Below are 21,736 nucleotides of genomic sequence, written 5' to 3' on the forward strand. Positions count from 1 at the left end.
CGGACCCGGGGCAGGCTGACCTTTTCGTGTGTCGAACCCGGGTGGGAGGCTTATGGGCGACAAGGCAGTACAACATTTCGAAGCGGTGTTCGGGGTCGACGACATAGACCCCGAACTGCTGCGTCTCGCCCTGACCCACCGTTCCTACGCTTACGAGCACGGCGGCATCCCCACCAACGAGCGCTTGGAGTTCCTCGGGGACTCGGTGCTCAGCCTGGTGGTCACCACCGCCCTCTACTGCACGCACCCCGAGCTGCCCGAGGGGCAGCTGGCGCGCCTGCGGGCGTCGGTGGTGAACATGAAGGCGCTGGCCACCGTGGCCCGCCGCATGGGCGAGGGCGGCATCGGCCCGCACCTGTACCTCGGCAAAGGCGAGGAGTCCTCAGGGGGCCGGAACAAGAACTCGATCCTGGCCGACGCCGTCGAAGCGCTGCTCGGCGCCGTCTACCTCCAGTACGGCGTCGAGACCGCCAAACGCGTCGTCCACCACTACTTCGACCCGCTCATGGAGCGCGCCGCCGGCCAGGGCGCCGCCCTGGACTGGAAGACCAGCCTTCAGGAGCTCACCGCCGACTCCGGGCTCGGCGTCCCCGAGTACCGGATCAGCGAGTCCGGACCCGACCACGCCAAGGAGTTCACCGCCTGGGCGGTCGTGGCCGGCGAGGAGTTCGGCGAAGGCACCGGCGGTTCCAAGAAGGACGCCGAGCAGATCGCCGCGGAACTGGCCTGGCGCGTCCTGTCCGAACGCCTCGGCGTCGAACCCCGCTGAGGTCGACGCCCCAGAAGACGCTAGCGCTGGCAGCTCGGGCAGTAGTGCGCTGAGCGGTCCCCGATCACCTCGCGGCGGATCGCCGTGTCGCACCGCCGGCACGGCTGGCCCGCCCTGCCGTACACCGCCAGCTCACGCGAGAAGTACCCCGACTGCCCGTTGACCCGCACATAGAGCTCGTCGAACGAGGTCCCTCCGGCCTCGATCGCCTCCGCCAGCACCGCCGCCACGCAGTCGAGCAGCTCGCGGGCATCGGCGGCCGAGAGGCTCTCGCCGCGCCGGCGTCCGCGGATCCCGGCCCGCCACAGCGCCTCGTCGGCGTAGATGTTCCCGACGCCGCTGATCCAAGTCTGATCCAGCAGCGCCTTCTTCACCTCGATGCGCCGCGCTCGCAGCCGCGCCGCGGTCAGCTCGGGATCGAACGCCGTCTCGAACACGTCCGGTGCGATGTGCGCGAGCGTCGCCGGGACCGCGCCCTCGAGCTCGGCCACCTCCAGGAACCCGAAGGTCCGCTGGTCGACGAACCACAGTTCCCGCCGGTCGCCGAAGCACAGCCGGGCCCGCAGGTGCCGGTGCGGCTCGTCGCCGGCGTCCATGACTCGGAACTGGCCGCTCATGCCCAGGTGGCACACCAGGGCGCGGCCGTCCTCGAGATGCAGCCACATGAACTTGCCGCGCCGGCCGCTGCCGGTGAGCTTCAGACCCTTCAAAGTGGCGGTGAAATCGTCGACGCCGGGGGCGTGCCGCCGCACCGTCCTCGGGTTGTACACCTCGACCGAGCTGATGCGGTCGCCGCGGAACGCCGCGTCGACGCCGCGGCGGACGGTCTCTACTTCGGGAAGTTCGGGCACCGACCCATTATGAATCAGTTCAACTGGGCGTGCTTCTCCCGGATCGTCGGTTCGAGGCCGTAGTTGATCGCGAAGGCGATCGCGGCCAGCCGCGAGTTGACGCCGAGCTTGCCGAGCACGTTCTGCACGTGGGAGCGGACGGTGGACACCGAGACCCCCATCGCGGCGGCCATGTGGCTGGTCGCCTCGCCGCGCACGATGCGGCGGAGCACGTCGTCCTCGCGCGGGGTCAGGTGGTCGGCCAGTTCGTGCGCGTCCTGGGCCCCGAGCAGCGGCGCGGGCTGCAGCGCGGCCCGCAGCAGCTGGGGGTCGTAGTACGGAGGATCGGCCAGGCCCCGGTCGATCGCGTGCAGCAGGTCCTTCGGCAGTATGTGGGTGCTCGCGATGCCGCAGGCCGCCACCGAGACGGCCTTGCGGAGCACCGAGCCGTCGTCGCGGTCGGTGATGAGGAACACCGGTCGCCTGCAGTCGGTCAGGACCCGATTCCGGGAGACCGCCTCCAGAGCGACCAGGCAGCAGTCCACTTGGTCGTCGCTGGACGCGAGGACTCTGGCGCTCTTGGCCTCGACCGCGATGTCGCCGCGCCGGTGGAGCAAGGGTCGAATGCTGGCTGAGAACACCTGATTGGGGTCGTACAGCATCACACGCACGGTTGGCACCTCGTCCTTCAGGTTTCTTGCACGCCTCCCCAGTCGCTCGCCCATTCAGGCGGCTATCCCAGGATGACCGCTTGTAATCGCCGAGTCCAGCGTTGAGTCAGATGGCCGACACTAAGGGGTTACGACCGAATCCGAGCTGGGATAATGCCAGTCCACCCGGTACCTCGGCCGCTGCGCTTCCTGTTCGGCTTCGTGCCTCAGCCGCTGCACCCTCCGTTCGGCTTCGTACCTCAGCCGCTGCACCCTCCGTTCGGCTTCGTGCCTCAGCCGAAGTTCTGCACCCAGTAGATCGTGCCGCCGCGTTCGGCGATGCCGACGCCGATGACGCTGTATCCGCAGTTGAGGATGTTGGCGCGGTGGCCTTCGGAGTTCATCCAGGCGTCCATGACCGAGGCCGGGTCCGGGTAGCCCATGGCGATGTTCTCGCCGACGCCGCCTTCGTAGCCCTGTTCGGCGGCGCGGTCGGTCGGGCCGCGGCCGTCACGCGACTCGTGGGCGAAGTAGTCGTTGGCCGCCATGTCCTCGGCGTGGAGGCGGGCCGCGTCGTCGAGTCGGCCGTCCGTTCGCAGCTCCCCGCATCCGGCCTCGGCGCGCTCGTCGTTGACCAGCTGCACGATCGCGTCCTCGCGGGTGCGGTCCGGCTCGGGCTCGCCGCCGCCGTTCTGGTCGGGTTCCGGCTCCGGATCCGGCTCGGGGTCGGCGGTCGGTTCCTCTTCTCTCGGCGCCGCGGTGGTGGGGGCTTCCTCTGCCTCCTGCGGTCGGATTGACGCGTCGTCGATCCGGACGTCCGTGCGGGCGTCGTCGCCGGCGGCCGAGTCGCCCAGCCTCGAGGTGGGGTGGTCACCGGCGGGGGCCGCGGTGTCATCGAGTGGGGAGTCGAGCGCCCAAAGTGAGATGGCGGCGCCGCTGAGCGCGAAGGCCAGGATGATCGCGAGGAACATCCGGCGACGACTGTCGGCGGCGTTGCGGTGACGCCCGCCCTTCGGTCGGCTCATCGGAGTGAAACGGCCTCATCACGGGGAGTTAGATGATGGTAATTCCGGTTTGTCGGGCACCATATCAGCAGCGAAGACGTGACGTGGACCGCCGGGTGTGACCCCCGTCGAATTCGGGGGACAAAGGATGTGTAAACCTTGACGAGGACGGCCGCGCGGGCGGATGATGTTCACAGGCGATCAGTGTTCACGAGCCGTGCTCCGCTGGTCCCGGCCAGGGCACCTGGCCCTGGAAGCCAAAAAATTCACTCAGTAGATGCGACGTTATTCATGGTGCGTACACCACCGTCACCAAACGACGCGATCGCAAGGAGAAACTATGGCGAAAGCCCTCTATGGCCACATCGGCCAGGCGCCGAACAAGCGCCTGCTCGAAGAAGTGGTCCAACTACGTGCGCGAGTACGCAGCCTCGAGACCGAACTCGCCGAGCTCCGCGCTCGGGAGAACGAGGTTCACCACGATGAAGCCGAGGAGTTGATGCGGCTGTCCGAGCCCGCGTTGACTTAGTCGTCTCTCGCACACCGCAGAACACGCGCGCCAGCTGCAGGCCAGCCGGCGCGCATTGTCGTGTTCGGGCCCTTTCGCCGGTTTCCCCACGCCCCCTGCGGGGAATCTCCACCGGACCCGCCGCCCCCGCCGGAGCCCGACACGATATGTCAGCCCTGGTCGGTGCGGGCTTGTAGTCTTAGACCGACCCGCCGACCAGGCAGACCCGCGCCAGGGAGTAGATCGTTGTACCTCAAGAGCCTCACGCTGAAGGGCTTCAAGTCCTTCGCCTCGGCCACGACCCTGCGCTTCGAACCGGGCATCACCTGCGTCGTCGGCCCCAACGGCTCCGGTAAGTCCAACGTCGTCGACGCCATCGCGTGGGTCCTGGGCGAGCAGGGCGCGAAATCCCTTCGCGGCGGCAAGATGGAGGACGTCATCTTCGCCGGCACCACCGGGCGCCCCGCCCTCGGCCGCGCCGAAGTCACCCTCACCATCGACAACACCGACGGCGCCATCCCCATCGACTACACCGAAGTCTCGATCACCCGCCGCATGTTCCGTTCCGGCGAGGGCGAATACGAGATCAACGGCGACCGCTGCCGACTCCTCGACGTCCAGGACCTCCTCTCCGACGCCGGCATCGGCCGCGAGATGCACGTCCTGGTCGGCCAGGGCAAGCTCGACTCCTACCTCCACGCCCGCCCCGAGGACCGTCGCTCGTTCATCGAAGAGGCCGCCGGAGTCCTCAAGCACCGCAAGCGCAAAGAGAAGGCGCTGCGCAAGCTCGAAGGCATGCAGGGCAACCTCGACCGTCTCTCCGACCTCACCGCCGAACTGCGCCGCCAGCTCAAGCCGCTCGGCCGCCAGGCCGAACTCGCCCGCCGCGCCCAGGCCATCCAGGCCGACCTGCGCGAGGCCCGCCTGCGACTGCTGGCCGACGACCTGACCGGCCTGCGCAACAACATCGCCAAAGACCTCGCCGACGAGGAGGCCCTGCGCGAACGCAAGGCCGTGCTCGCCGAGGAGCACGAGCGCCTCTCCGCGCAGATCACCGAGATCGAGGCCGCGCACGCCGCCGACAAGCCGCGGCTCGCCCGCCTCCAGGAGACCTGGTACCGGCTCCAAGCCGTCGCCGAACGCCTCCGCTCCACCGCCCAGGTCGCCGCCGAGCGCCGCCGCTACCTCTCCGAGGACGGCGGCGACGACCGCCCCGGACGCGACCCCGAGGTCCTGGAGACCGAGGCCGAGCGCATCCGCGAGCAGGAGATCGAACTGCGCGAAGGCATCGCCGAGGACTCCGAGCGCCTCGCCTCGGCCGTCGAGGCCCGCGAGGAGACCGAAGCGGCGCTCGCCGACGCCGAGCAGCGCATCGTCGGCGCCGTCAAGGCCGCCGCCGAACGCCGCGAGAACCTCGCGACCCTCCGAGGCCGCGTCGACTCCCTGCGCAGCCGCACCGCCGCGGCCGCCGAAGAGCTCGAACGCGCCAGCATCGCGCTGGCCGAAGCGAAGGAGCGCGCCGAGACCGCCGCCGAGGCCTACGCCGAAGCCGAGGCCGAAGGCGAGGCCGTCGAAGCCGACGCCGAACTCGACGAGCGGCTCGATGCGGCCAAGGCCCGTATCGCCGCCGCCAAGTCCGAAGTAGACCGCCTCACCGAAGCCGAGCGCGAGGCCGACCGCGACGCCTCGCAGCAGGCCGCCCGCGAGGAGGCCCTCGCCGTCGGACTGCGCCGCAAGGACGGCGCCGCGGCGCTCCTGGCCCGCGACGAGCGACTCCCCGGCATGCTCGGGTCCGTCGCCGCGCTCCTGACCGTCGAACCCGGCTACGAGGCCGTCCTCGCCGCCGCGCTCGGCCGCCTGGCCGACGCCGTCGCCGTCACCGACGCCGACAGCGCCACCGCCGCGCTCAGAGTCCTCCGGGACGAGGACGGCGGCCAGGCCGCCTTCCTGGTCGAGAACGGCCACATCGCCGCGCCCGCCCCGCACGTCGCCGTCCCGCCCGAGTACAAGGCCGTCGCCGACGTCGTCTCGGCCCCCGCCGAACTCACCGGCACCGTCCGCGCCGTCCTCGCCGGCATGGTCGTCGCCGACGACCTCGACGCCGCCCGCTCCATCCTCGCCGCCCACCCCGAGCTCACCGCGGTCACCCGCGACGGCGACGTCCTCAGCGCCGCCACCGCCCACGGCGGCTCCTCCAAAGGCCAGTCCTACATCGAGGTCCAGGCCGCCGTCGACGAGGCCCGCGACCGCAAGATCGCCGCCGAATCCCTGGCCGCGCAGCTCCGCGAGCAGCTCGACCACGCCCGCGACGCCCACGCCGAGGCCGAAGCCGCGGCCGACGAGGTCCAGGCCGCCAAGCGCCAGGCCGAGGCCGCCCACAACGCCGTCAACCGCCGGCTGGCCGAACTCGGCGCCGCCGCCCGCGGCGCCGAAGCCGAGGTCGCGCGGCTCGCCCAGGCCAAGGAACGCGCCGAGAGCGCCCGCGAGACCGACACCGCCGGCCTCGCCGACCTCGAAGCCCGGCTCGAAGCCCTCGAAGCCGAACCCGAGATCGAGGAGCCCTCCACCGATGAACGCGACCGGCTCACCCGCGAACTCGAAGCCGCCCGCCAGAACGAGATGGAGACCCGCCTGTCGGTCCGGACCGCCGAAGAGCGCGCCGCAGCGCTGGCCGGCCGCGCCGACGCCCTCGACCGCCAGGCCCAGTCCGAGCGCGCCGCCCGCGCCCGCGCCGAAGCCCGCAGGGCAGCCCTCGCCGGCGGCGCCGCCGTCGCCGGCCTCATGCTCGACGCCGCCGAGACCGCCGGAGTCCGCCTCACCGAGTCCCTCGAAGCGGCCGCGATCGAGCGCGACCGGATCGCCGCCGAGCAGTCCCGGCGCGAAGCCGCGCTCGCCGACCTCCGCGAACGCGCCGGCATGACCGCCGCCGAGCTCGAGCGCATCACCTCCGCCGCCCACCGCGACGAGGTCGCCCGCGCCGAGCAGCGGCTGCGCATCGAGCAGCTCGAGGAGAAGGCCGGCACCGACTTCGGCATCGACATCGAGACCCTGCTGAACGAGTACGGCCCCGACCGGCCGGTCCCGCCCAGCGCCGAAGAGGTCGCCAAGGCCGAGGACAAGGGACGGCCGGCGCCCGACCCGGCGCCGTTCGACCGCGCGATCGTCGAGAAGCGCGCCGCCCGCGGCGAGCGCGAGCTCAAGCTCCTCGGCAAGGTCAACCCCCTCGCGCTCGAGGAGTTCGCGGCGCTGGAGGAGCGCTACAAGTTCCTCAACGAGCAGCTCGAGGACGTCAAGAAGACCCGCGCCGACCTCCACACGGTCGTCAAGGAGGTCGACGACCGCATCCAGAACGTCTTCGCCGAGGCCTACGCCGACACCGCGCGCGAGTTCGAGCAGGTCTTCCAGACCGTCTTCCCCGGCGGCGAGGGCCGACTGGTCCTCACCGAGCCCGACGACCTCCTCCACACCGGCGTCGAGGTCGAGGCGCGACCGCCCGGCAAGAAGGTCAAGCGGCTGTCGCTGCTGTCCGGCGGCGAGCGGTCCCTGACGGCGCTGGCGCTGCTGTGCGCGATCTTCCGCGCCCGCCCGAGCCCGTTCTACCTCATGGACGAGGTCGAGGCCGCGCTCGACGACGTCAACCTCCGGCGCCTGCTCGACCTGCTCAGGCAGCTCCGGGAGAACTCGCAGCTGCTGGTGATCACCCACCAGAAGCGCACGATGGAGATCGGCGACGCCCTGTACGGGGTCACGATGCGCTCGGGCGTGACACAGGTGATCAGCCAGAAGTTCTCCCGCGACGAGGACTGAGGCGCTCCCAGTACAGTGATGGTGCACTGCGACTTACTGGAGGGTTCTGTGAACGACCTGGCTGTCTGGCTGATCGTGGCCATCGCCTTGGTGGTGGCCGTCGGCGGAGTGGCGCTCATCGCCTACCGCCGGTCGAAGTCCGCCCGTCTCGGCGAGCGCGCCGAACCGGAGGTCGAGCCGAAGCCCGAGGTCGAGCCGGAGAGGGTGCCCGAACCCGAGGCGCCGGCGGTCGAGGTCCCCGCGCCGACCGCCGGGCGTCTGGTGCGGCTCCGCTCGCGCCTGTCCCGGTCCAACAACGCCCTCGGCAAGGGCCTGCTGTCCCTGCTGTCGAGCGACAAGCTCGACGACGAGGTCTGGGAGGAGGTCGAGGACACCCTCCTGACCGCCGACGTCGGCGTGGCCGACACGACCCGGATCGTGGAGCGGCTCCGGGAGCGCGTGAAGGTCCTCGGCACCCGCAGCCCCGAAGAACTCCGCGGGCTGCTGGTCGATGAGTTGACCCTCGCCCTCGAGCCGGATCTCGACCGGTCGATCGCGACCGAGCCGCCCGCCGGAGACGGTCCGGCGACGATCATGGTCGTGGGCGTGAACGGCTCGGGCAAGACCACCACCTGCGGCAAGATCGCGCGAGTGCTCATCGCCGACGGGCACTCGGTCATTCTCGGCGCGGCCGACACGTTCCGGGCCGCGGCCGCCGACCAGTTGGAGACCTGGGGCGGGCGAGTGGGCGCCACGGTGGTTCGCCGCGACGAGGGCGCCGACCCGGCGTCGGTGGCGTTCGACGCGGTCAAGGCCGGCGCCGACGACGGCGCGGACGTGGTCCTGGTCGACACCGCGGGCCGCCTGCAGAACAAGACCGGTCTGATGGACGAGCTCGGCAAGGTCAAGCGCGTCATCGAGAAGCAGGGTCCGGTGGCCGAGACGCTGCTGGTCCTCGACGCGACGACGGGCCAGAACGGCCTGCAGCAGGCCAAGGTCTTCGGCGAGGTCGTCCAGATCTCCGGCGTGGTCCTCACCAAGCTCGACGGGACCGCCAAGGGCGGTATCGTCATCGCGGTTCAGCGGCAGTTGGGGGTACCGGTTAAGCTGGTCGGACTCGGGGAGGGTCCTGACGACCTCGCCCCGTTCGAGGTAGGGGAGTTCGTCGACGCCGTCGTCGATGGCGCGGGCGACTGAGGTCAGAGACACTTCGGGCACGGCGGGGACCGGTGAGCCAAGACGAGATTCCGCTGATCGGCGGCAACACGAGCACTGTGGTCCGTTTGGGCGACACGGTCCGGCGCAACACCGGCCCTTGGACTCCCGCGGTCCACGCCCTGCTGCGTCACCTGGACCAGGCGGGCTTCACCGGCGCTCCGCGGCCCCTGGGCATCGACGAGCACGACCGGGAGGTGCTGTCGTTCGTCGAGGGCGAGCCGGGCAAGTACCCGCTGGCTCCGCATTGGACCACCGACGAGACGCTGGTCGCGGTCGGGAAGATGCTGCGGATGTTCCACGACGCGCAGTACGGTTTCCGGACTCCGCCGGGGGCGACGTGGCGGTCGTTCGGGCCGCCGCCGCCGGACACGGAGGTCATCTGCCACCACGACGCGGCGCCGCACAACGTGGTCTGGCGTCCCGACGGGACGCTGTCGCTGATCGACTTCGACCTGGCCAGTCCGGGCGCGCGGATCTACGACGTCGCGTATGCGGCGTGGACGTGGGTGCCGGTCTTCACCGACCGCGATTCGATGACTCTGGGCTGGAAGAAGCCGGACCGGGCGCGCCGGCTGCGGCTGTTCGCCGACTCCTACGGGCTGTCCGAACGGGACCGGTCGCGGTTCATCAAGGTGATCCGCAAGCGGATCGTCGACCACATCGAGGGCATCAGGCGGATGGCGCAGGCCGGTGACCCGACCTTCGAGCGGATCGTGCAGAAGGGGCACCTGCGGCGGCCGGCGCGCGACCTGCGTTTGCTGGACGCCGAGCGCTACAAGCTGGACGAGGCCTTGCGCTAGGGGAGTGGTGAGGGCCCGCCGGCGAGCCGGGAGTCGACGGATGCCCCCACCACTGGTCGGAGGGTGCCGATGGCACGGACGCGGTCCCGCATCTGCGATGCGGTGCCACAATGGAGCGCTCCCAAACCGCTCGGAGACGGGAGCCTCGTGGTTCGTTGACCGATCGGGTATCGAAGGGTTTCGAGGGAATTGAAGCCCAACATACCGAGCGAGCGTTTGCCTGTCAATACATCGCCATATGTCGATTCCCGACCGGTCCGGATTTCACCGCCTTGTAAGGTCCGCTCACGCGCTCGCGACGGGCTCCTCGCGCGACGATGGAGGCAAGGCCAGCAACCCCTGGGAGGAATCGTCAGTTGAAACGCATCGCCATCGGCGCCGGTCTGATCGCCGCCGTCGTCGTACTGGGCTCATGCGGCTCCCAGCAGGAGCCGCCCGATGAGGCGCCCGCGACCGAGGAGGCCGCGGGGGAGGAGACGACCGAAGCCGCGGCCTCGGCGCCCGCCGAGGAGGCCGTGCCCGTGCCCGAACTGCTCGACTTCTCCGCCGCCACCGTCGACGGCGACGACTTCGACGGCGCCGTGCTGGCGGGCGACCCGACGGTGCTGTGGTTCTGGGAGTACGACTGCCCGATCTGCCAGAGCCAGGGCGGAACCGTCTCCGGCCTCTTCGACGAGCACGGCGACCGGATCGACATCGTCGGCGTCTCCGGGGCGGGCCAGTACGCCGCCGGCGGCGACGACGACAGGAGGGCCTTCGTCGACCGGACCGGCACCGGCGACATCGTCCACATCGAGGACCGCGACTATGAGCTCCGGAACGCCTTCGGAGTGGTCAGCCAGAGCACCTTCGTCGTGCTCGACGCCGACGGCGAGATCGTCGAGAGCGGATCGCTCAGCGAAGGCGACCTCGACGAGGCCGTCGAGTCACTGCTCTGAGGACTCGAGTGCCGCGGCCCGATGCCGGGACGCGGCGCCTCAGCGCCCGAATCCCGACTTGACCAGCTCCTCCAAGAACCGCTGCACCGACATGGCCGCCTCGATCACCGGGTCGCTCGGATCGCCGCCGCCGATGACCCGCAGGTCCCACCAGCCGTAGTAGGCGACGTAGACCCCGGCGACGACCAGCAGCAAGCCCACGAGGCGCATCGCCTTCGGGAACTGCCGCCGCATCCACCTCAGCATCCCCTCGCGGGCGAACGCGATCGCCGCCGAGACCGCGCCGATGACCAGCGTCATCCCCAGCGCGTAGGCGAGGAACATCGCCGTGCCGCCGAGCACCGAGGCCGATCGGAACGTCTGGGCCACCAGCGCCAGGAACGGGGCGACGGTGCACGACAGCGACGCCAGCGCGAAGAACAGCCCGAACATCGTCATCGAGCCCATGGACCGCTTGACCTCACGGCCGCCGAGCCTCGGCATGAACGTCGGCAGCTCCCGGCCCAGCAGCAGCCACACCCCCGCGCCGGCGACCGCGATGCCGACGACGATGGTGATCCACGGCAGGAACGAGGTGACGCCGACCGCCGCGGTGGAGACCAGCAGCCCGAAGGCGCCGAACACGACCACGAACCCGATCGTCATCGCCAGGGTGAACAGCCCGGCCCGGCCCAGCGCCCGCCACCGCGAGACCTCCTCGTCGCGCTCTCCGGCGATGAGGAAGCCGGCGTAGACCGGCAGGAGCGCGAATCCGCACGGGTTGACCGCGGCCACGGCTCCGGCGACGAGCGCGAGGGCGAAGGGCAGTTCCTGCATGGCCCCATTCTGCGTGCCGGTCACGGCCCCGACTGTGAGTGGGATCACAAATTGGCCTTACGGGGTGCTTAACTCGCGGTCCAGCACAGCTCGCGCGCCGCCAGGACGCCGTAGGGCGTCACCGCGGCGATGTCGGCGCGGTGCTCGCCGGGACCCGGATCGAGCCGCCAGGCGCCCTTGGGGCTCGTCTGGCCGTCCATGGCGCCGCCGACGGCGTACGGGTGGCTCGGCTCGACCTGGACGGCCGGCGCGCCGTCGATCGAGGTGACGGCCACGGCGAGGTCGGACAGGCGCGGATAGGCGTCGGCCGGGTCCCGCAGGAGCCGTTCGGTCTCGAGCGTGAACCGGCCCTGGAAGACCGGCACGAAGCCCTCCGGCGCCCACGCCGCGCCGGTGACCGAGGCGTGCGCGAAGTAGGCCGACCACAGGGCGGGATCGTCGATCCCGTCGCGCGGTCCCACGCTCACCGGTCGGGCCGGGCGCGTCCGCTCCTGGAGCTCGGGCAGGCTCAGCGGCCGGGAGCGCTCGTCGACCCAGTAGGAGCCGTGCTGCCCGTCGAGCAGCACCCATGCGTCGAGGTCGTCGATCCAGGCCTCGGCGACGGCGTGGCCCTTGCCGACGCCGTCGTGGTAGTCGCCGCGCCGCAGGTCGGCCCGCCTGGCCGGGATGTTCAGGGCGTTGAGGGCCTGTGCCAGGACCGTGGCGTACTCCACGCACGAGTAGCGGGCGCCGTTGGCGACCTGTTCGAGGATGTCGAGCGAGTCGCCGGCGTTGATGCAGGCGTTGGCGTGCCGCCACAGCCCGTTGGTCCAGGCGAGCAGGTCTCGGGCGGTCTGCCAGGCGCTGGGCTTCGACGGCGGCAGGCGCCGGCGCAGCGCCGCCTCGCGGTGCGGCGCGATGCGTTCGAGCCGGAGGGCCGCGGCGGGACCCGGCTCGGGCCAGGAGGTGATCCGCAGGGCGGGCCCGGGCACGTTGGCGCGGGCACGTTCGAGCACCCGGTGCCAGTCGGCGTCGGATCCGAACGCCGCCGACAGCTCGGGCTCGAACAGGTCGAGCTGGTGGAAGCCGGCGTCGACGGCCTCGTCGAGGTGCTCGCGGGCGCTCGGCAGGCCGACCTTGTGGGCGGCTATGGCCAGGCTGGGGGCCCACAGGTCCCGCCAGAAGTCGGTGTCGGCGCGGAGGGTCTTCTCCAGGTCCAGCAGCGTCCACCAGCGCCCTCCGCGCATGGCGTCCTGGGCGATGGTGCGGACGCGGGCGAGGCGGGGGGCACCGGCGGCTCGCGGGCCCCGCCGTGGGGCAGCGCTCATGCCTCGAGCCTAGTCACCGGCGCCCGGGCCGCAAACTCCGTTGCCCTCGGCGGCCGGGACCGCTAGAGTGTGGGACATGATCCTTTAGAGATGATTCGGCCGCTGTGTGCGCCGCCTCCCTGGTGACGGCGACGGCGAGCCATATGTTGGCATTGCGAGCGCCGACGCGCGTCGCGCCGAATGCCCGGTTTTTTCGACGTCGAGCCCCGCTCCGTCATTTCAGCGCTACTGCAGAAGGGATCCCACCATGACCGCCGAATCCTCCCAGCCGCAAGAGGCAGCGGAGCCGCAAGAGGCCGCCGAGCCGCTCAACCGCGAAGAGCGCCGTGCGCAGGCCCGCGGCAAGAAGGGCAAGGCCGGCAAGAGCAAGCAGCCGATCGGCTCCAAGAAGTCGAACTTCCGCTCGCAGCTGCCGAACGGCGGGGTCGGCAAGTTCCAGTTGCCGACCAAGAACGGCTGACCGCGTTGCATGAGAACGGGCGGCGGGTGAGAACCCGCCGCCCGTTCGCTCTATGGCTCGGTTAAGCGGCGTTGCAGGTCACGGCGGGGGAGACGCCGCCGCTGCTGGCGATGAATCCGAAGACCTCGCGGCTCTGGCCGCCGGCGATGGAGCCGTTCCAGCCGACGTCGCCGGCGGTGACCTGGTTGCCCGACTGGGTCAGGTCGGCGTTCCAGTGGCTTTGGACGGTCTGGCCGCCGGGCCAGGTCCAGTTGAGGTTCCAGCCGTCGAGGGCGCCGCCGGAGGCGGTGACGGTGACGTTGCCCTGCCAGCCGGAGCCCCAGTCGTTGACGACGGTGATCTCGGCGGTGCAGTCGCCCCCGGTCGGTGGCGTGGTCTCCTCCGGGGGAGTCGTCTCGTCCGGAGGGGTCGTCTCGTCGGGCGGCGTGGTCTCGTCCGGCGGGTCGCCGAAGACGCTGGCGCGCTGGCCGGTGTTGACGGCGCCGTACTGCGAGTTGAAGACGTCGTCGCCCCAGGCGGTCAGCTGGTTCGGGTCGAAGTTCAGCACCTGGTCGAGGTCCTCGGCGCCGCCGCTGTTGCCCGAATAGGACCAGGCGATCCAGCCGATGCCGCGGGCCTGGGCCTCGCTCTGGACGGTCTGCCAGGCGACGGGCTGGTCGTTGTGCGTGTGGCCGTACTCGCCGACGATGAGCGGCAGGTTCATCGCCGCGAAGGCGTCGAAGTAGTCGGTGACGCTCTGCGAGGAGCCGTAGACCTCGTACATGTGGACCGAGAAGACGGTGTTGCCGTGACTGTCGGCGGCGGCGACCTCGGGGGCGTTGTCGCGCATGACGCCCTCCCAGTCCTGGCCCCAGTTGGGGGCGTCGACCACGAGGGTGTGGTCGAATCCGGACGAGCGCATCTCTTGGACGGCGCTCTTGGTCGCCTCGGTCCAGCCGGAGGTGTTCTGGTTGCCCCACGGCTCGTTGCCGATGTTGATGAGGACGTAGGCCTCCTGGCCGTCCACGGCGCTCTTGACGCTCTTCCAGTACTCGACGGCCTGGTCGAGCGTGGCGGCGGCGCCCTCTTCGCCGTATCCGGTGGTGTCGTGGACTTCGAGGACGCAGATCAGCTGGTGCGCTTTGCACTCGTCGATGATGTCGGCGACCTCGGATGCCGGGGTCGGCCCCCAACGCTGGCCGGAGCCGAGGACGACGCGGACGGTGTTGGCGCCCAGATCGCTGAGTTCCCCGTAGCTGTCGAACTCGCTCTGGTACCACACGTGCGGGTGGCTGGAGCCGCGCATGACGAACGGGTTGCCGTTGGCGTCGATGAGCCGGGTGCCGTCTACGGAGAAGCCGTTCGTCTGGGCGCCGGCGGGCAGGAGTGCCCACATCCCGGTGGCGGCGACGGCGAGCGCGGTGCCGGCGGCGAGCAGCCAACGGCGCCACGAGCGCCCGCCGCGGACCGTGCGGCCCGTGGGTTCTTCGGTACTCATTATGGATCCTTCGATCTGAGGTGAATCGGTTAATCCCAACCTGAGTATAGACAAGCATAAATATTTATGGCGGTCAACAATCTGAGGAGGGCTGCCCCGGATGCCCATACCGACCGGTCGCGAGACGGGCCGAGCGGCGGCACTCCCAGCGGTTCTGCGGCGGAGATTTCTGAACCGGTTCACGCAGTGATGCAAATCATACACGATGCGTGCCTCACCGCTGTTCGGCGTGGACTCGGCGGAGAAGCCCCAGTTGGGGCCATCTGCCCGCCTATGGCAGGTGCCACAATCCGAACGGTCGCCGAGCGATCACGATTGCTATGATTGCCGCGCCCCTATGTACCACATAGGGACAGTCGCTTTTATACAAATCCCCTCGCGCGTTCCAGCCCGCGGGTCGCACCGGCAGCGACCATCCGTCTCACGGACCCTCCTATGGGAGCGCTATCAAAGGCGATCGGCGCCCTCGGCCCCGTCGGTTCCGCCTGCCTGCGACCCCGAGACACCTCTCCACTCGGAAGGAAATCATGCGAGCAAGTCCGACCGCCGTACGTCTCCTAGGACCCATCGGCGCCGCCCGCGACGACCACGAGATCCACCTCGGCCCGTCCCGCGAACGCGAATGCTTCGCCGCCCTGGTCCTCCGCCGCGGCGCACCCGTCCTGGTCGACCAACTCATCGAAGACCTCTGGGGCGCCGAACCCCCGGCCAGCGCCGTCAACGTCGTCCACACCTACGTCAGCCGCCTCCGCGGCCGCCTGGTCGCCCCCGAATCACGCGACCACGCCCTCGTCCGCTCCCTCCACCCCGGATACTCGGTCGCACCCGACGCGATCGAACTCGACGTCGACGAGTTCGAGTCCGAGCGCCGCACCGGCATGGCGCTGCTGTGGGCCGGCCACCTCCACCAGGCCCACGAGGCCCTGCGACGCGCCATCGACCAATGGTCGGGCGCGATCGCCCTCCACGGCGCGATCGGGCCGCTCGCCTCACGCGAACGCGGGCGGCTGGCCGAGCACTACCTCGACGCCGTCGAGCACTGCATCGCCCTGCAGATGAAGGAGGGCCACGGACTCGACACCATCGCCGAACTGGCCACCCTGATCGGCAAGCATCCGTTCAGGGAACGCCTGTGGATGCTGTTCATGCTCGCCCTGGCGATCGCCGACCGCCGCGGCGAAGCCCTGATGGCCTACCACGACCTGCGCCGACGCCTCAACGACGACCTGGGCATCAACCCCTCCCAGCGAGTGCAGAACCTGTTCGGCGACCTGATCGCGGAAAAGCCCCCCGGCGAGGTCTGGGACGCCCACTTCCGACTGACCACGCAACACCGATGAATCGAGAGAGGAAAGCGATGCGCAAGCACGTCCTGAACCCCTCCCCGGGCGCCGACGGCGAGACCGAACTCGAAGTCTCGCGGCTGTGCCTGGGCACCATGGACTTCGGTACCAAGACCGACCGCGACGAGGCCTTCCGGATCCTCGACCGCTACGCCGAGGCCGGCGGCAACCTGCTCGACAGCGCCAACTGCTACGCGTTCTGGGCCGAGGGCGGCACCGGCGACGAAAGCGAGACGCTCATCGGCGCATGGCTGGCCGACCGAGGCATGGCCGGGCGCATGCAGGTGGCCACCAAGGTCGGCGCGCACCGGGCCCGCGACGATGAGCCCTACAGCGGCCGCAACCGCGAAGGCCTGGCCCCCGACCGCATCCGCGAACAGGCCGAACAGAGCCGCGAACGCATGGGCGTGGACACCATCGACCTGTACTACACGCACGTCGACGACCGGTCCACCGACCAAGTCGAGGTCGTCGAGACCCTCGCCTCGCTCGTCGCCGACGGCACGGCCAAGGCGCTGGCCGCCAGCAACCACACCACCTGGCGGCTCCACCGGGCCCGGGCCATCGCCGCCGAACGGCGGCTGCCGGCCTACCGGGCGATCCAGCTGCGCTACACGTACCTGTACCCGCGCCCTGCCACGGTCCCGGCACCCGAGGCGATCCAACTGCCGGCCACCGACGAGGTGTTCGACTACGCCGAGTCCGAGAACGTGGCCGTCTTCGCCTACTCACCGCTCTCCGGCGGCGTCTTCGACCGCGAGGACCGCCGCCCGCCGCCCGAACCGGTCGACTACGACCACGCCGGATCGGAGGCGCGCATCGCGTGCGTCCGCAAAGTCGCCGCCGACCTCGGCGCCACCCCGGCCCAGGTCGTGCTGGCCTGGATGATGGCCCACCGCGCCACCGTCATCCCCGTCATCGGGGTCAGCTCGGTCGCTCAGCTCGAAGTGGCGCTCGGGGCCCTGGATCTCGAGCTCGACGCCGAGACCCTCGCCCGGCTCGACGCGGCCTGAACCGCGATCGCGGGCATCGACCGGGCCAGTGCCCGGTCGATGCCCGCGTCGTTTCGGATCTCGCGTCAGTGCGTCGCGTGGTCGACACTCCGCTGCGGAGCCGGCCTCCGCCCCGTCAGGACCCGGGACGCCAGCCCCACCGCGATCCCGCAGACGGTCACCGCCAGCACCGACAGGTGGATGAGCGCGAAGCCGCAAGCGGCCGGCAGCCCGTAGTGGGCGCGGGCGAAGCCGAGCAGACCGCGCTCGCTCACCAGCGCCGCGACGATCGCCGCGGCGGCGACCATGAGCAGCGGCGGATAGAGGACCGAGCCCGCCAGCGCCGCGAGCGTCACGCAGACCGCCGCCAGCGTCGAGATCCGGTTCATCCGCTCGAACTTCATGTGCTTGAAGCGGGCGGCGATGTCGGGCAGCGGCACCGACCGGCGCCACATCATCGCCAGCGCCCGCGGCAGGTTCGGTTCGCCGTCGTGGCGCACCCGGATGCCGGCGTCGATGGCGATGCCGACCGCTCCGCCGAGCCGGGCGCTGTACTCCATGTCCTCGCAGTCGCGCAGTCCCTCGTCGAAACCTCCGAAGCGCTCGAACACGGACGGGCGCACGGCCGCCACGGAGAACCGGGCCAGCCTGGCCCTGCCGACCGAGCGGTGCAGGAGATGGGATTCGCGTCCGACCAGGTAGCGGCCGACGGCGCCGCTGCCCGGCAGGGGGTGGGGGTCGAGCACGCCGTGCACGATGTCGAGGTCGCCGTCGCGTTCGAACGCCGCCACGGCCGCTTCGATGGCGTCGGGGTGCAGCACGATGTCGGAGTCGATGAAGAACAGCAGGTCGCCGGAGGCGGCGGCGATGCCGCGGTTCCGGGCGGCCGAGACGCCGCGGTTGCGATCGTGCCGGATCACTTGGCAGCCGAAGCGCTCGGCGACCTCGGCCGAGGAGTCGGTGCTGGCGTCGTCCACGACGATCAGCTCATCGGGGGGCCTGGTCTGGGATTTGACGGCCTCCAGGCACAGCGGCAGGGCGTCCTCGTCGTCGAAGCACGGGATGACGACGCTGACGGTCGTGGCCGCATCGGTCGAGCGCGGAGTCGTTTCCACTATCAGCTCCAAGAGGTCGCGGTGACTTCGGCGCTCCCCACGGTAGGCATCGGCCTTGGATCCGGGCCCGATCCCGAATGGAGCCGATCTGGACTACGCGGGGTGACCGCGCCGATGCGCCCGCGCGGTCCTCATCGGATGGTGATCACGAACGGTGATGTCAATGGCACGGAAGGTGGTTAAGGCGCGCTCTAGGTCGCGTCGAGCCCGGCTCCAGCACCCGCCCCTACGTTGGGTGAAGTGACCCTGACCAGTGGAACCAGGCCCGTCCGATCGGAGTTCCGACCTTGCAACTGATCGACATCGAAGCAGCCGAGCAACTCTCGCTCAAGGAGGTGCAGCGGCTCTACCGCGACTACGTCAACTCCAGCCAGGTCTCGCTCATGAGCTCCTTCGGTTTCGGCCGGGACCTGGTCGAACGCGCCGAAGGCTGCTACCTGTACCTCAAGGACGGCCGGCGCATCACCGACCTCACCGGAGGCGTGGGCGTGCTCAACCACGGGCACAACCACCCGCGCATCCTCGAGGCCCGCCGCCGCTTCGCCGAACGGCAGCGCATGGAGGTCCACAAGACGTACTTCTCGCCGTACCTGGCGGCCTTGAGCCACAACATCGCCCAGGTCCTCCCCGGCGACCTCGACCACGCCTTCTTCCCCAACTCCGGGGCCGAGGCGGTCGAAGGCGCGGTCAAGTGCGCCTACAAATACCACCGCGGCAAGCGCGGCACCGTCCTGCGCGCCGACTCGGCCTTCCACGGCAAACTGCTCGGATCGGGCGGCCTGTCCGCGAGCCAGGGGAACCGCTTCCAGTTCCCCACCATCCCCGGCATCGCCCAGTTCGCCTACGACGACCTCGACTCGGTGCGCGAGGCCGTCGCCGCCCACAAAGGCGACGTCTACGCCCTGCTGATCGAGCCGCTCAGCGCCTCCACGATGCGGCGGTGCTCCGAGGAGTTCCTGCTCGGCCTGCGCGCACTGTGCGATCAGGAGGACATCGTCCTGATCTTCGACGAGATCTACACCGGCTGGGGCAAGACCGGGACCATGTTCCACTTCACCCGGTACGAGGGCCTGATCCCCGACATCGTCTGCACCTCCAAGGCGCTCGGCGGCGGCAAGTCGTCCGTCTCCGCGTTCGTGGTGCGCGGACCGGTCTACCGCAAGGCCTACGACAACCTCGGCGACGCGCTGCTGCAGACGACCAGCACCACCTACTACGGCTTCGGCGAGGAGAACGCGACCGCCATCGAGGCGATCCAGATCGCAGTCGAGGACGACTACCCGGCACGCGCCCGCGACATCGAGGCGATCCTCCGACCCGGCCTGGAGCGGATCGCGAAGGCGTTCCCCGACGAGATCGCCGAAGTGAACGGCTCTGGCGCGCTGTGGGGGCTCTTCCTCAAGAGCAACCCCGGCCTGGTCGAGTCGATGCTCAAACTCGTCCCCGGAGGACTGTCCAAGGACCCCGGATTCCGCAACAAGCTCATGGCCTCGGCCTTCCTCCAGGCCATGTACGAGAACCACGGGATCTATCTCTACTACACCCTCAACGGCGACCACCCGGTCGTGATCGGGCCGCCGCTGGTGACGCCCCTGGACGAAGTCCGGCGCTGCCTCGAGGCGATCGAGGAGACCCTGTCGGTCGGCGTCGGGAAACTGGTGCGCCGCTTCCTCAAGCAGAAGGTGAGCCACCTGTGGTGAACCAGCTGCCCTCGCCGGTCCTGGTGACCGGCGCCGCCGGTGTCCTCGGCTCGAACCTGACCGCCCGCCTGCTGTCCGAAGGGACCGAAGTGGTCGCCTACGACCGCCGCGAGGTCCCGCCGTCCGACCGGCTCCGCGCCGTCACCGGAGACGTCCGCGACCGCGCCGAACTGGCCCGGGCCGCCTCCGGCTGCCGCGCCATCGTCCACTGCGCCTCGGCGCTGCCGTCCTACCCCAAGGCCGACATCCGCTCGATCACCGTCGGCGGAGCCGAGTCGGTGCTGGAGGCCGCCGCGGCCGCGCGCGTCGACCGGCTCGTCCACATCTCCTCGACGGCCGTCTACGGCCTCCCCGAGCACGTCCCCACCCCCGAGGACCATCCGCACGAACCGGTCGACGCCTACAGCGCCGCCAAGGCCGAGGCCGAGCGCGCCGTCGCCGCCCGCGCCTCCGAGCGGTGCACCTCGATCGTGCGTCCCAAGACCTTCCTGGGACCGGGCCGCCTCGGCCTGTTCGGGATGCTGTTCGAATGGGCCGAGGAAGGACGCGACTTCCCGATCATCGGCAAAGGCGACGTCCGCATCCAGATGCTCGACCTCGACGACCTCGTCGAGGCGGTCACGACCGTCCTGGCCGCGCCCGACGAGACCGCCGCCGACGCCTACAACGTCGGCGCCGCCGAGTTCGCCACGCTGCGGGAGGACTTCCAAGCCGTGCTGGACGCGGCCGGGCACGGGCGCCGCGTCCGCTCCCTGCCGACCGGACCCGCCGTGGCCGCCCTTCGCCTGGCGTCGGCCGTGAAGCTCTCCCCGGTCTACGACCGGCTGGTCCGCAAACTCAAAGCCGACTCCTATGTCGACATATCGAAGGCGCGCGAACGCCTCGGCTTCGCGCCCCGGCACTCCAACCGCGAGGCGGTCCTGCGCACCTACCGCTGGTGGCGTTCGCGCCCGCAGTCCGACCCCGGTGCGGCCGGGGCCACCTCCGCCGACCGCTGGAAGCAGGGCCTGCTCGCGAGCGCGAAAGTCTGCTTCCCCGCACGAGCCAAGGGAACCGACAAAGGGAGAGGCCATGACCAGCATCAAGACCGAGGCGCCCTCACCGGTCGCGGCCGCAGCGGACCGGCCTAGCCGCCCCAGGCGCGCCGGAGCCGCACTCGCCCTGCTCCGCCCGGGCCAGTGGGTCAAGAACCTCGCCGTCGCCCTCCCGCTCATCGACCCCCGACTGTGGACCATCGAAGCCTGGGACGAGCTGGCACTGGCCATCGCGGCCTTCACCGCCGTCTCGGCGATGGTCTACGCGGTCAACGACATCGCCGACCGCGAACGCGACCGCCACCACCCGGTCAAACGCCACCGCCCCATAGCCTCCGGCGCCGTCACCCTCCCGCGCGCCTGGACCCTCGCCGCCGCCTGCGCCACCGCCTCGATCGCCGCCGTGGCCGTCGCCCCGATCCTGGCCGTCCCCATCGCCGCCTACGCGCTCGTCAACTTCGCCTACAGCCGCAGGCTCCGCGACGTCCCCGTGCTCGAACTGTTCTGCGTCGCCTCCGGTTTCCCGCTGCGCGCCGTCGCCGGCTACCTCGCGCTCGGCGCCGCCCCCTCCGGTCTGGTCGTCTTGTCGGTCCTGTTCGCCTCCCTCCTGCTCGTCCTCGGCAAACGGCGCCGCGAACTGGTCGTCGCCGGCACCTCCCACCGCGCGGCACTGTCCGGCTACACCTCGGCCCTGCTCGACCAGTACGTCTCCATCACCGCGGGACTCGCCACCGCCACGTTCCTCCTGTTCGCCCTCCACGGCCCCGGTTCCCCCGGAGACACCGGACCGCTGCCGCTCCTGGGCGTCCCGCTCCTGGTCGCCGGGCTGTTCCGCTACCTGCAGCTCCTGGCCGTGCGCGGCGGCGACGGCGACCCCACCCGCATCCTGCTGCGCGACCCCGTGCTCGTCGCCATCGCCCTGGCCAGCGCGGCGATCGTCGCCGCCTACAACGTGATCGATCCGAACCTGTGGACCGGAGGACTGTGAA

Annotated in this window: 19 protein-coding genes; 12 read left to right on the forward strand and 7 right to left on the reverse strand. The window is 70.5% G+C overall.

Translation table 11 applies throughout. From position 1 onward, the window contains the following. Positions 1-52: 52 nt before the first annotated feature. Positions 53-769, forward strand: coding sequence for a ribonuclease III family protein (gene rnc / locus ACYVL2_RS04520; RefSeq protein WP_460540610.1), 717 nt, complete (start codon positions 53-55; stop codon positions 767-769). Positions 770-789: 20 nt separating this feature from the next. Here the strand turns inward: rnc and mutM are convergent, their stop codons facing one another. From mutM to ACYVL2_RS04535, 3 genes are all read right to left on the reverse strand, one after another. Beyond that, positions 790-1,620: an Fpg/Nei family DNA glycosylase gene (mutM, locus tag ACYVL2_RS04525; RefSeq protein WP_460540613.1), complete on the reverse strand. Its 831-nt coding sequence runs from the start codon at positions 1,618-1,620 to the stop codon at positions 790-792. 14 nt (positions 1,621-1,634) lie between these two features. Continuing rightward, entirely contained in the window at positions 1,635-2,216 is a 582-nt protein-coding gene (locus ACYVL2_RS04530) for a helix-turn-helix transcriptional regulator (protein WP_460540615.1), read from the reverse strand. Positions 2,217-2,542: 326 nt separating this feature from the next. Continuing rightward, a complete protein-coding gene (locus ACYVL2_RS04535) occupies positions 2,543-3,274 on the reverse strand; it encodes a CAP domain-containing protein (RefSeq protein WP_460540617.1) in 732 nt (243 codons plus the stop codon). A 319-nt stretch (positions 3,275-3,593) separates the two neighbouring features. Here ACYVL2_RS04535 and ACYVL2_RS04540 point away from each other — a divergent pair, with 319 nt between their 5' ends. The 5 genes from ACYVL2_RS04540 (at position 3,594) to ACYVL2_RS04560 (ending at position 10,503) form a co-directional block, all read left to right on the forward strand. Then, on the forward strand, positions 3,594-3,782 hold the full coding sequence (locus ACYVL2_RS04540; protein WP_460540619.1) for a hypothetical protein: 189 nt from the start codon (positions 3,594-3,596) through the stop codon (positions 3,780-3,782). Positions 3,783-4,007: 225 nt separating this feature from the next. Further along, the gene (smc, locus tag ACYVL2_RS04545; protein ID WP_460540622.1) at positions 4,008-7,568 is read left to right on the forward strand and encodes a coiled-coil domain-containing protein; all 3,561 of its coding nucleotides are present in this window, start codon (positions 4,008-4,010) and stop codon (positions 7,566-7,568) included. Between the two features lie 18 nt (positions 7,569-7,586). Beyond that, positions 7,587-8,744, forward strand: coding sequence for a signal recognition particle-docking protein FtsY (gene ftsY, locus ACYVL2_RS04550; RefSeq protein ID WP_460540624.1), 1,158 nt, complete (start codon positions 7,587-7,589; stop codon positions 8,742-8,744). Then, the gene (locus tag ACYVL2_RS04555; protein ID WP_460540757.1) at positions 8,741-9,565 is read left to right on the forward strand and encodes a phosphotransferase enzyme family protein; all 825 of its coding nucleotides are present in this window, start codon (positions 8,741-8,743) and stop codon (positions 9,563-9,565) included. The genes ftsY and ACYVL2_RS04555 overlap by 4 nt, the downstream gene beginning before the upstream one ends. Positions 9,566-9,921: 356 nt before the next feature. After that, positions 9,922-10,503, forward strand: coding sequence for a TlpA family protein disulfide reductase (locus tag ACYVL2_RS04560; RefSeq protein ID WP_460540626.1), 582 nt, complete (start codon positions 9,922-9,924; stop codon positions 10,501-10,503). A 39-nt stretch (positions 10,504-10,542) separates the two neighbouring features. Here the strand turns inward: ACYVL2_RS04560 and ACYVL2_RS04565 are convergent, their stop codons facing one another. Together ACYVL2_RS04565 and ACYVL2_RS04570 are read right to left on the reverse strand one after the other, a co-directional pair. Further along, positions 10,543-11,343 carry a cytochrome c biogenesis CcdA family protein gene (locus tag ACYVL2_RS04565; RefSeq protein ID WP_460540628.1) on the reverse strand — a complete coding sequence of 267 codons (801 nt, stop codon included), beginning with the start codon at positions 11,341-11,343 and terminating at the stop codon, positions 10,543-10,545. Positions 11,344-11,387: 44 nt separating this feature from the next. Next, positions 11,388-12,626, reverse strand: a complete 1,239-nt coding sequence (locus tag ACYVL2_RS04570; protein WP_460540631.1) for a transglutaminase domain-containing protein — start codon at positions 12,624-12,626, stop codon at positions 11,388-11,390. A gap of 247 nt (positions 12,627-12,873) precedes the next feature. On the opposite strand from ACYVL2_RS04570, the gene ACYVL2_RS04575 reads away from it, so the two are divergent. Beyond that, a complete protein-coding gene (locus ACYVL2_RS04575) occupies positions 12,874-13,086 on the forward strand; it encodes a hypothetical protein (protein WP_460540633.1) in 213 nt (70 codons plus the stop codon). Between the two features lie 61 nt (positions 13,087-13,147). Here ACYVL2_RS04575 and ACYVL2_RS04580 read toward each other — a convergent pair whose 3' ends face one another. Next, entirely contained in the window at positions 13,148-14,563 is a 1,416-nt protein-coding gene (locus ACYVL2_RS04580; RefSeq protein WP_460540636.1) for a cellulase family glycosylhydrolase, read from the reverse strand. Between the two features lie 527 nt (positions 14,564-15,090). Between ACYVL2_RS04580 and ACYVL2_RS04585 the strand changes: the two genes are divergently transcribed. Both ACYVL2_RS04585 and ACYVL2_RS04590 read left to right on the forward strand, forming a co-directional pair. After that, on the forward strand, positions 15,091-15,903 hold the full coding sequence (locus ACYVL2_RS04585; RefSeq protein WP_460540638.1) for an AfsR/SARP family transcriptional regulator: 813 nt from the start codon (positions 15,091-15,093) through the stop codon (positions 15,901-15,903). Between the two features lie 17 nt (positions 15,904-15,920). Next, a complete protein-coding gene (locus tag ACYVL2_RS04590; RefSeq protein WP_460540640.1) occupies positions 15,921-16,919 on the forward strand; it encodes an aldo-keto reductase family protein in 999 nt (332 codons plus the stop codon). Between the two features lie 65 nt (positions 16,920-16,984). Here ACYVL2_RS04590 and ACYVL2_RS04595 read toward each other — a convergent pair whose 3' ends face one another. Further along, positions 16,985-18,013, reverse strand: a complete 1,029-nt coding sequence (locus tag ACYVL2_RS04595; protein ID WP_460540642.1) for a glycosyltransferase family 2 protein — start codon at positions 18,011-18,013, stop codon at positions 16,985-16,987. 293 nt (positions 18,014-18,306) lie between these two features. On the opposite strand from ACYVL2_RS04595, the gene ACYVL2_RS04600 reads away from it, so the two are divergent. From ACYVL2_RS04600 to ACYVL2_RS04610, 3 genes are read left to right on the forward strand one after another with little or no spacing between them, the layout of a single operon-like run. Continuing rightward, the gene (locus ACYVL2_RS04600; protein WP_460540759.1) at positions 18,307-19,713 is read left to right on the forward strand and encodes an aspartate aminotransferase family protein; all 1,407 of its coding nucleotides are present in this window, start codon (positions 18,307-18,309) and stop codon (positions 19,711-19,713) included. Further along, positions 19,707-20,843: an NAD-dependent epimerase/dehydratase family protein gene (locus ACYVL2_RS04605; RefSeq protein ID WP_460540644.1), complete on the forward strand. Its 1,137-nt coding sequence runs from the start codon at positions 19,707-19,709 to the stop codon at positions 20,841-20,843. The genes ACYVL2_RS04600 and ACYVL2_RS04605 overlap by 7 nt, the downstream gene beginning before the upstream one ends. Next, the gene (locus ACYVL2_RS04610) at positions 20,785-21,735 is read left to right on the forward strand and encodes a UbiA prenyltransferase family protein (protein WP_460540646.1); all 951 of its coding nucleotides are present in this window, start codon (positions 20,785-20,787) and stop codon (positions 21,733-21,735) included. The genes ACYVL2_RS04605 and ACYVL2_RS04610 overlap by 59 nt, the downstream gene beginning before the upstream one ends. Position 21,736 lies beyond the last annotated feature (1 nt).

The sequence above is a fragment of the Glycomyces halotolerans genome (assembly GCF_054779575.1).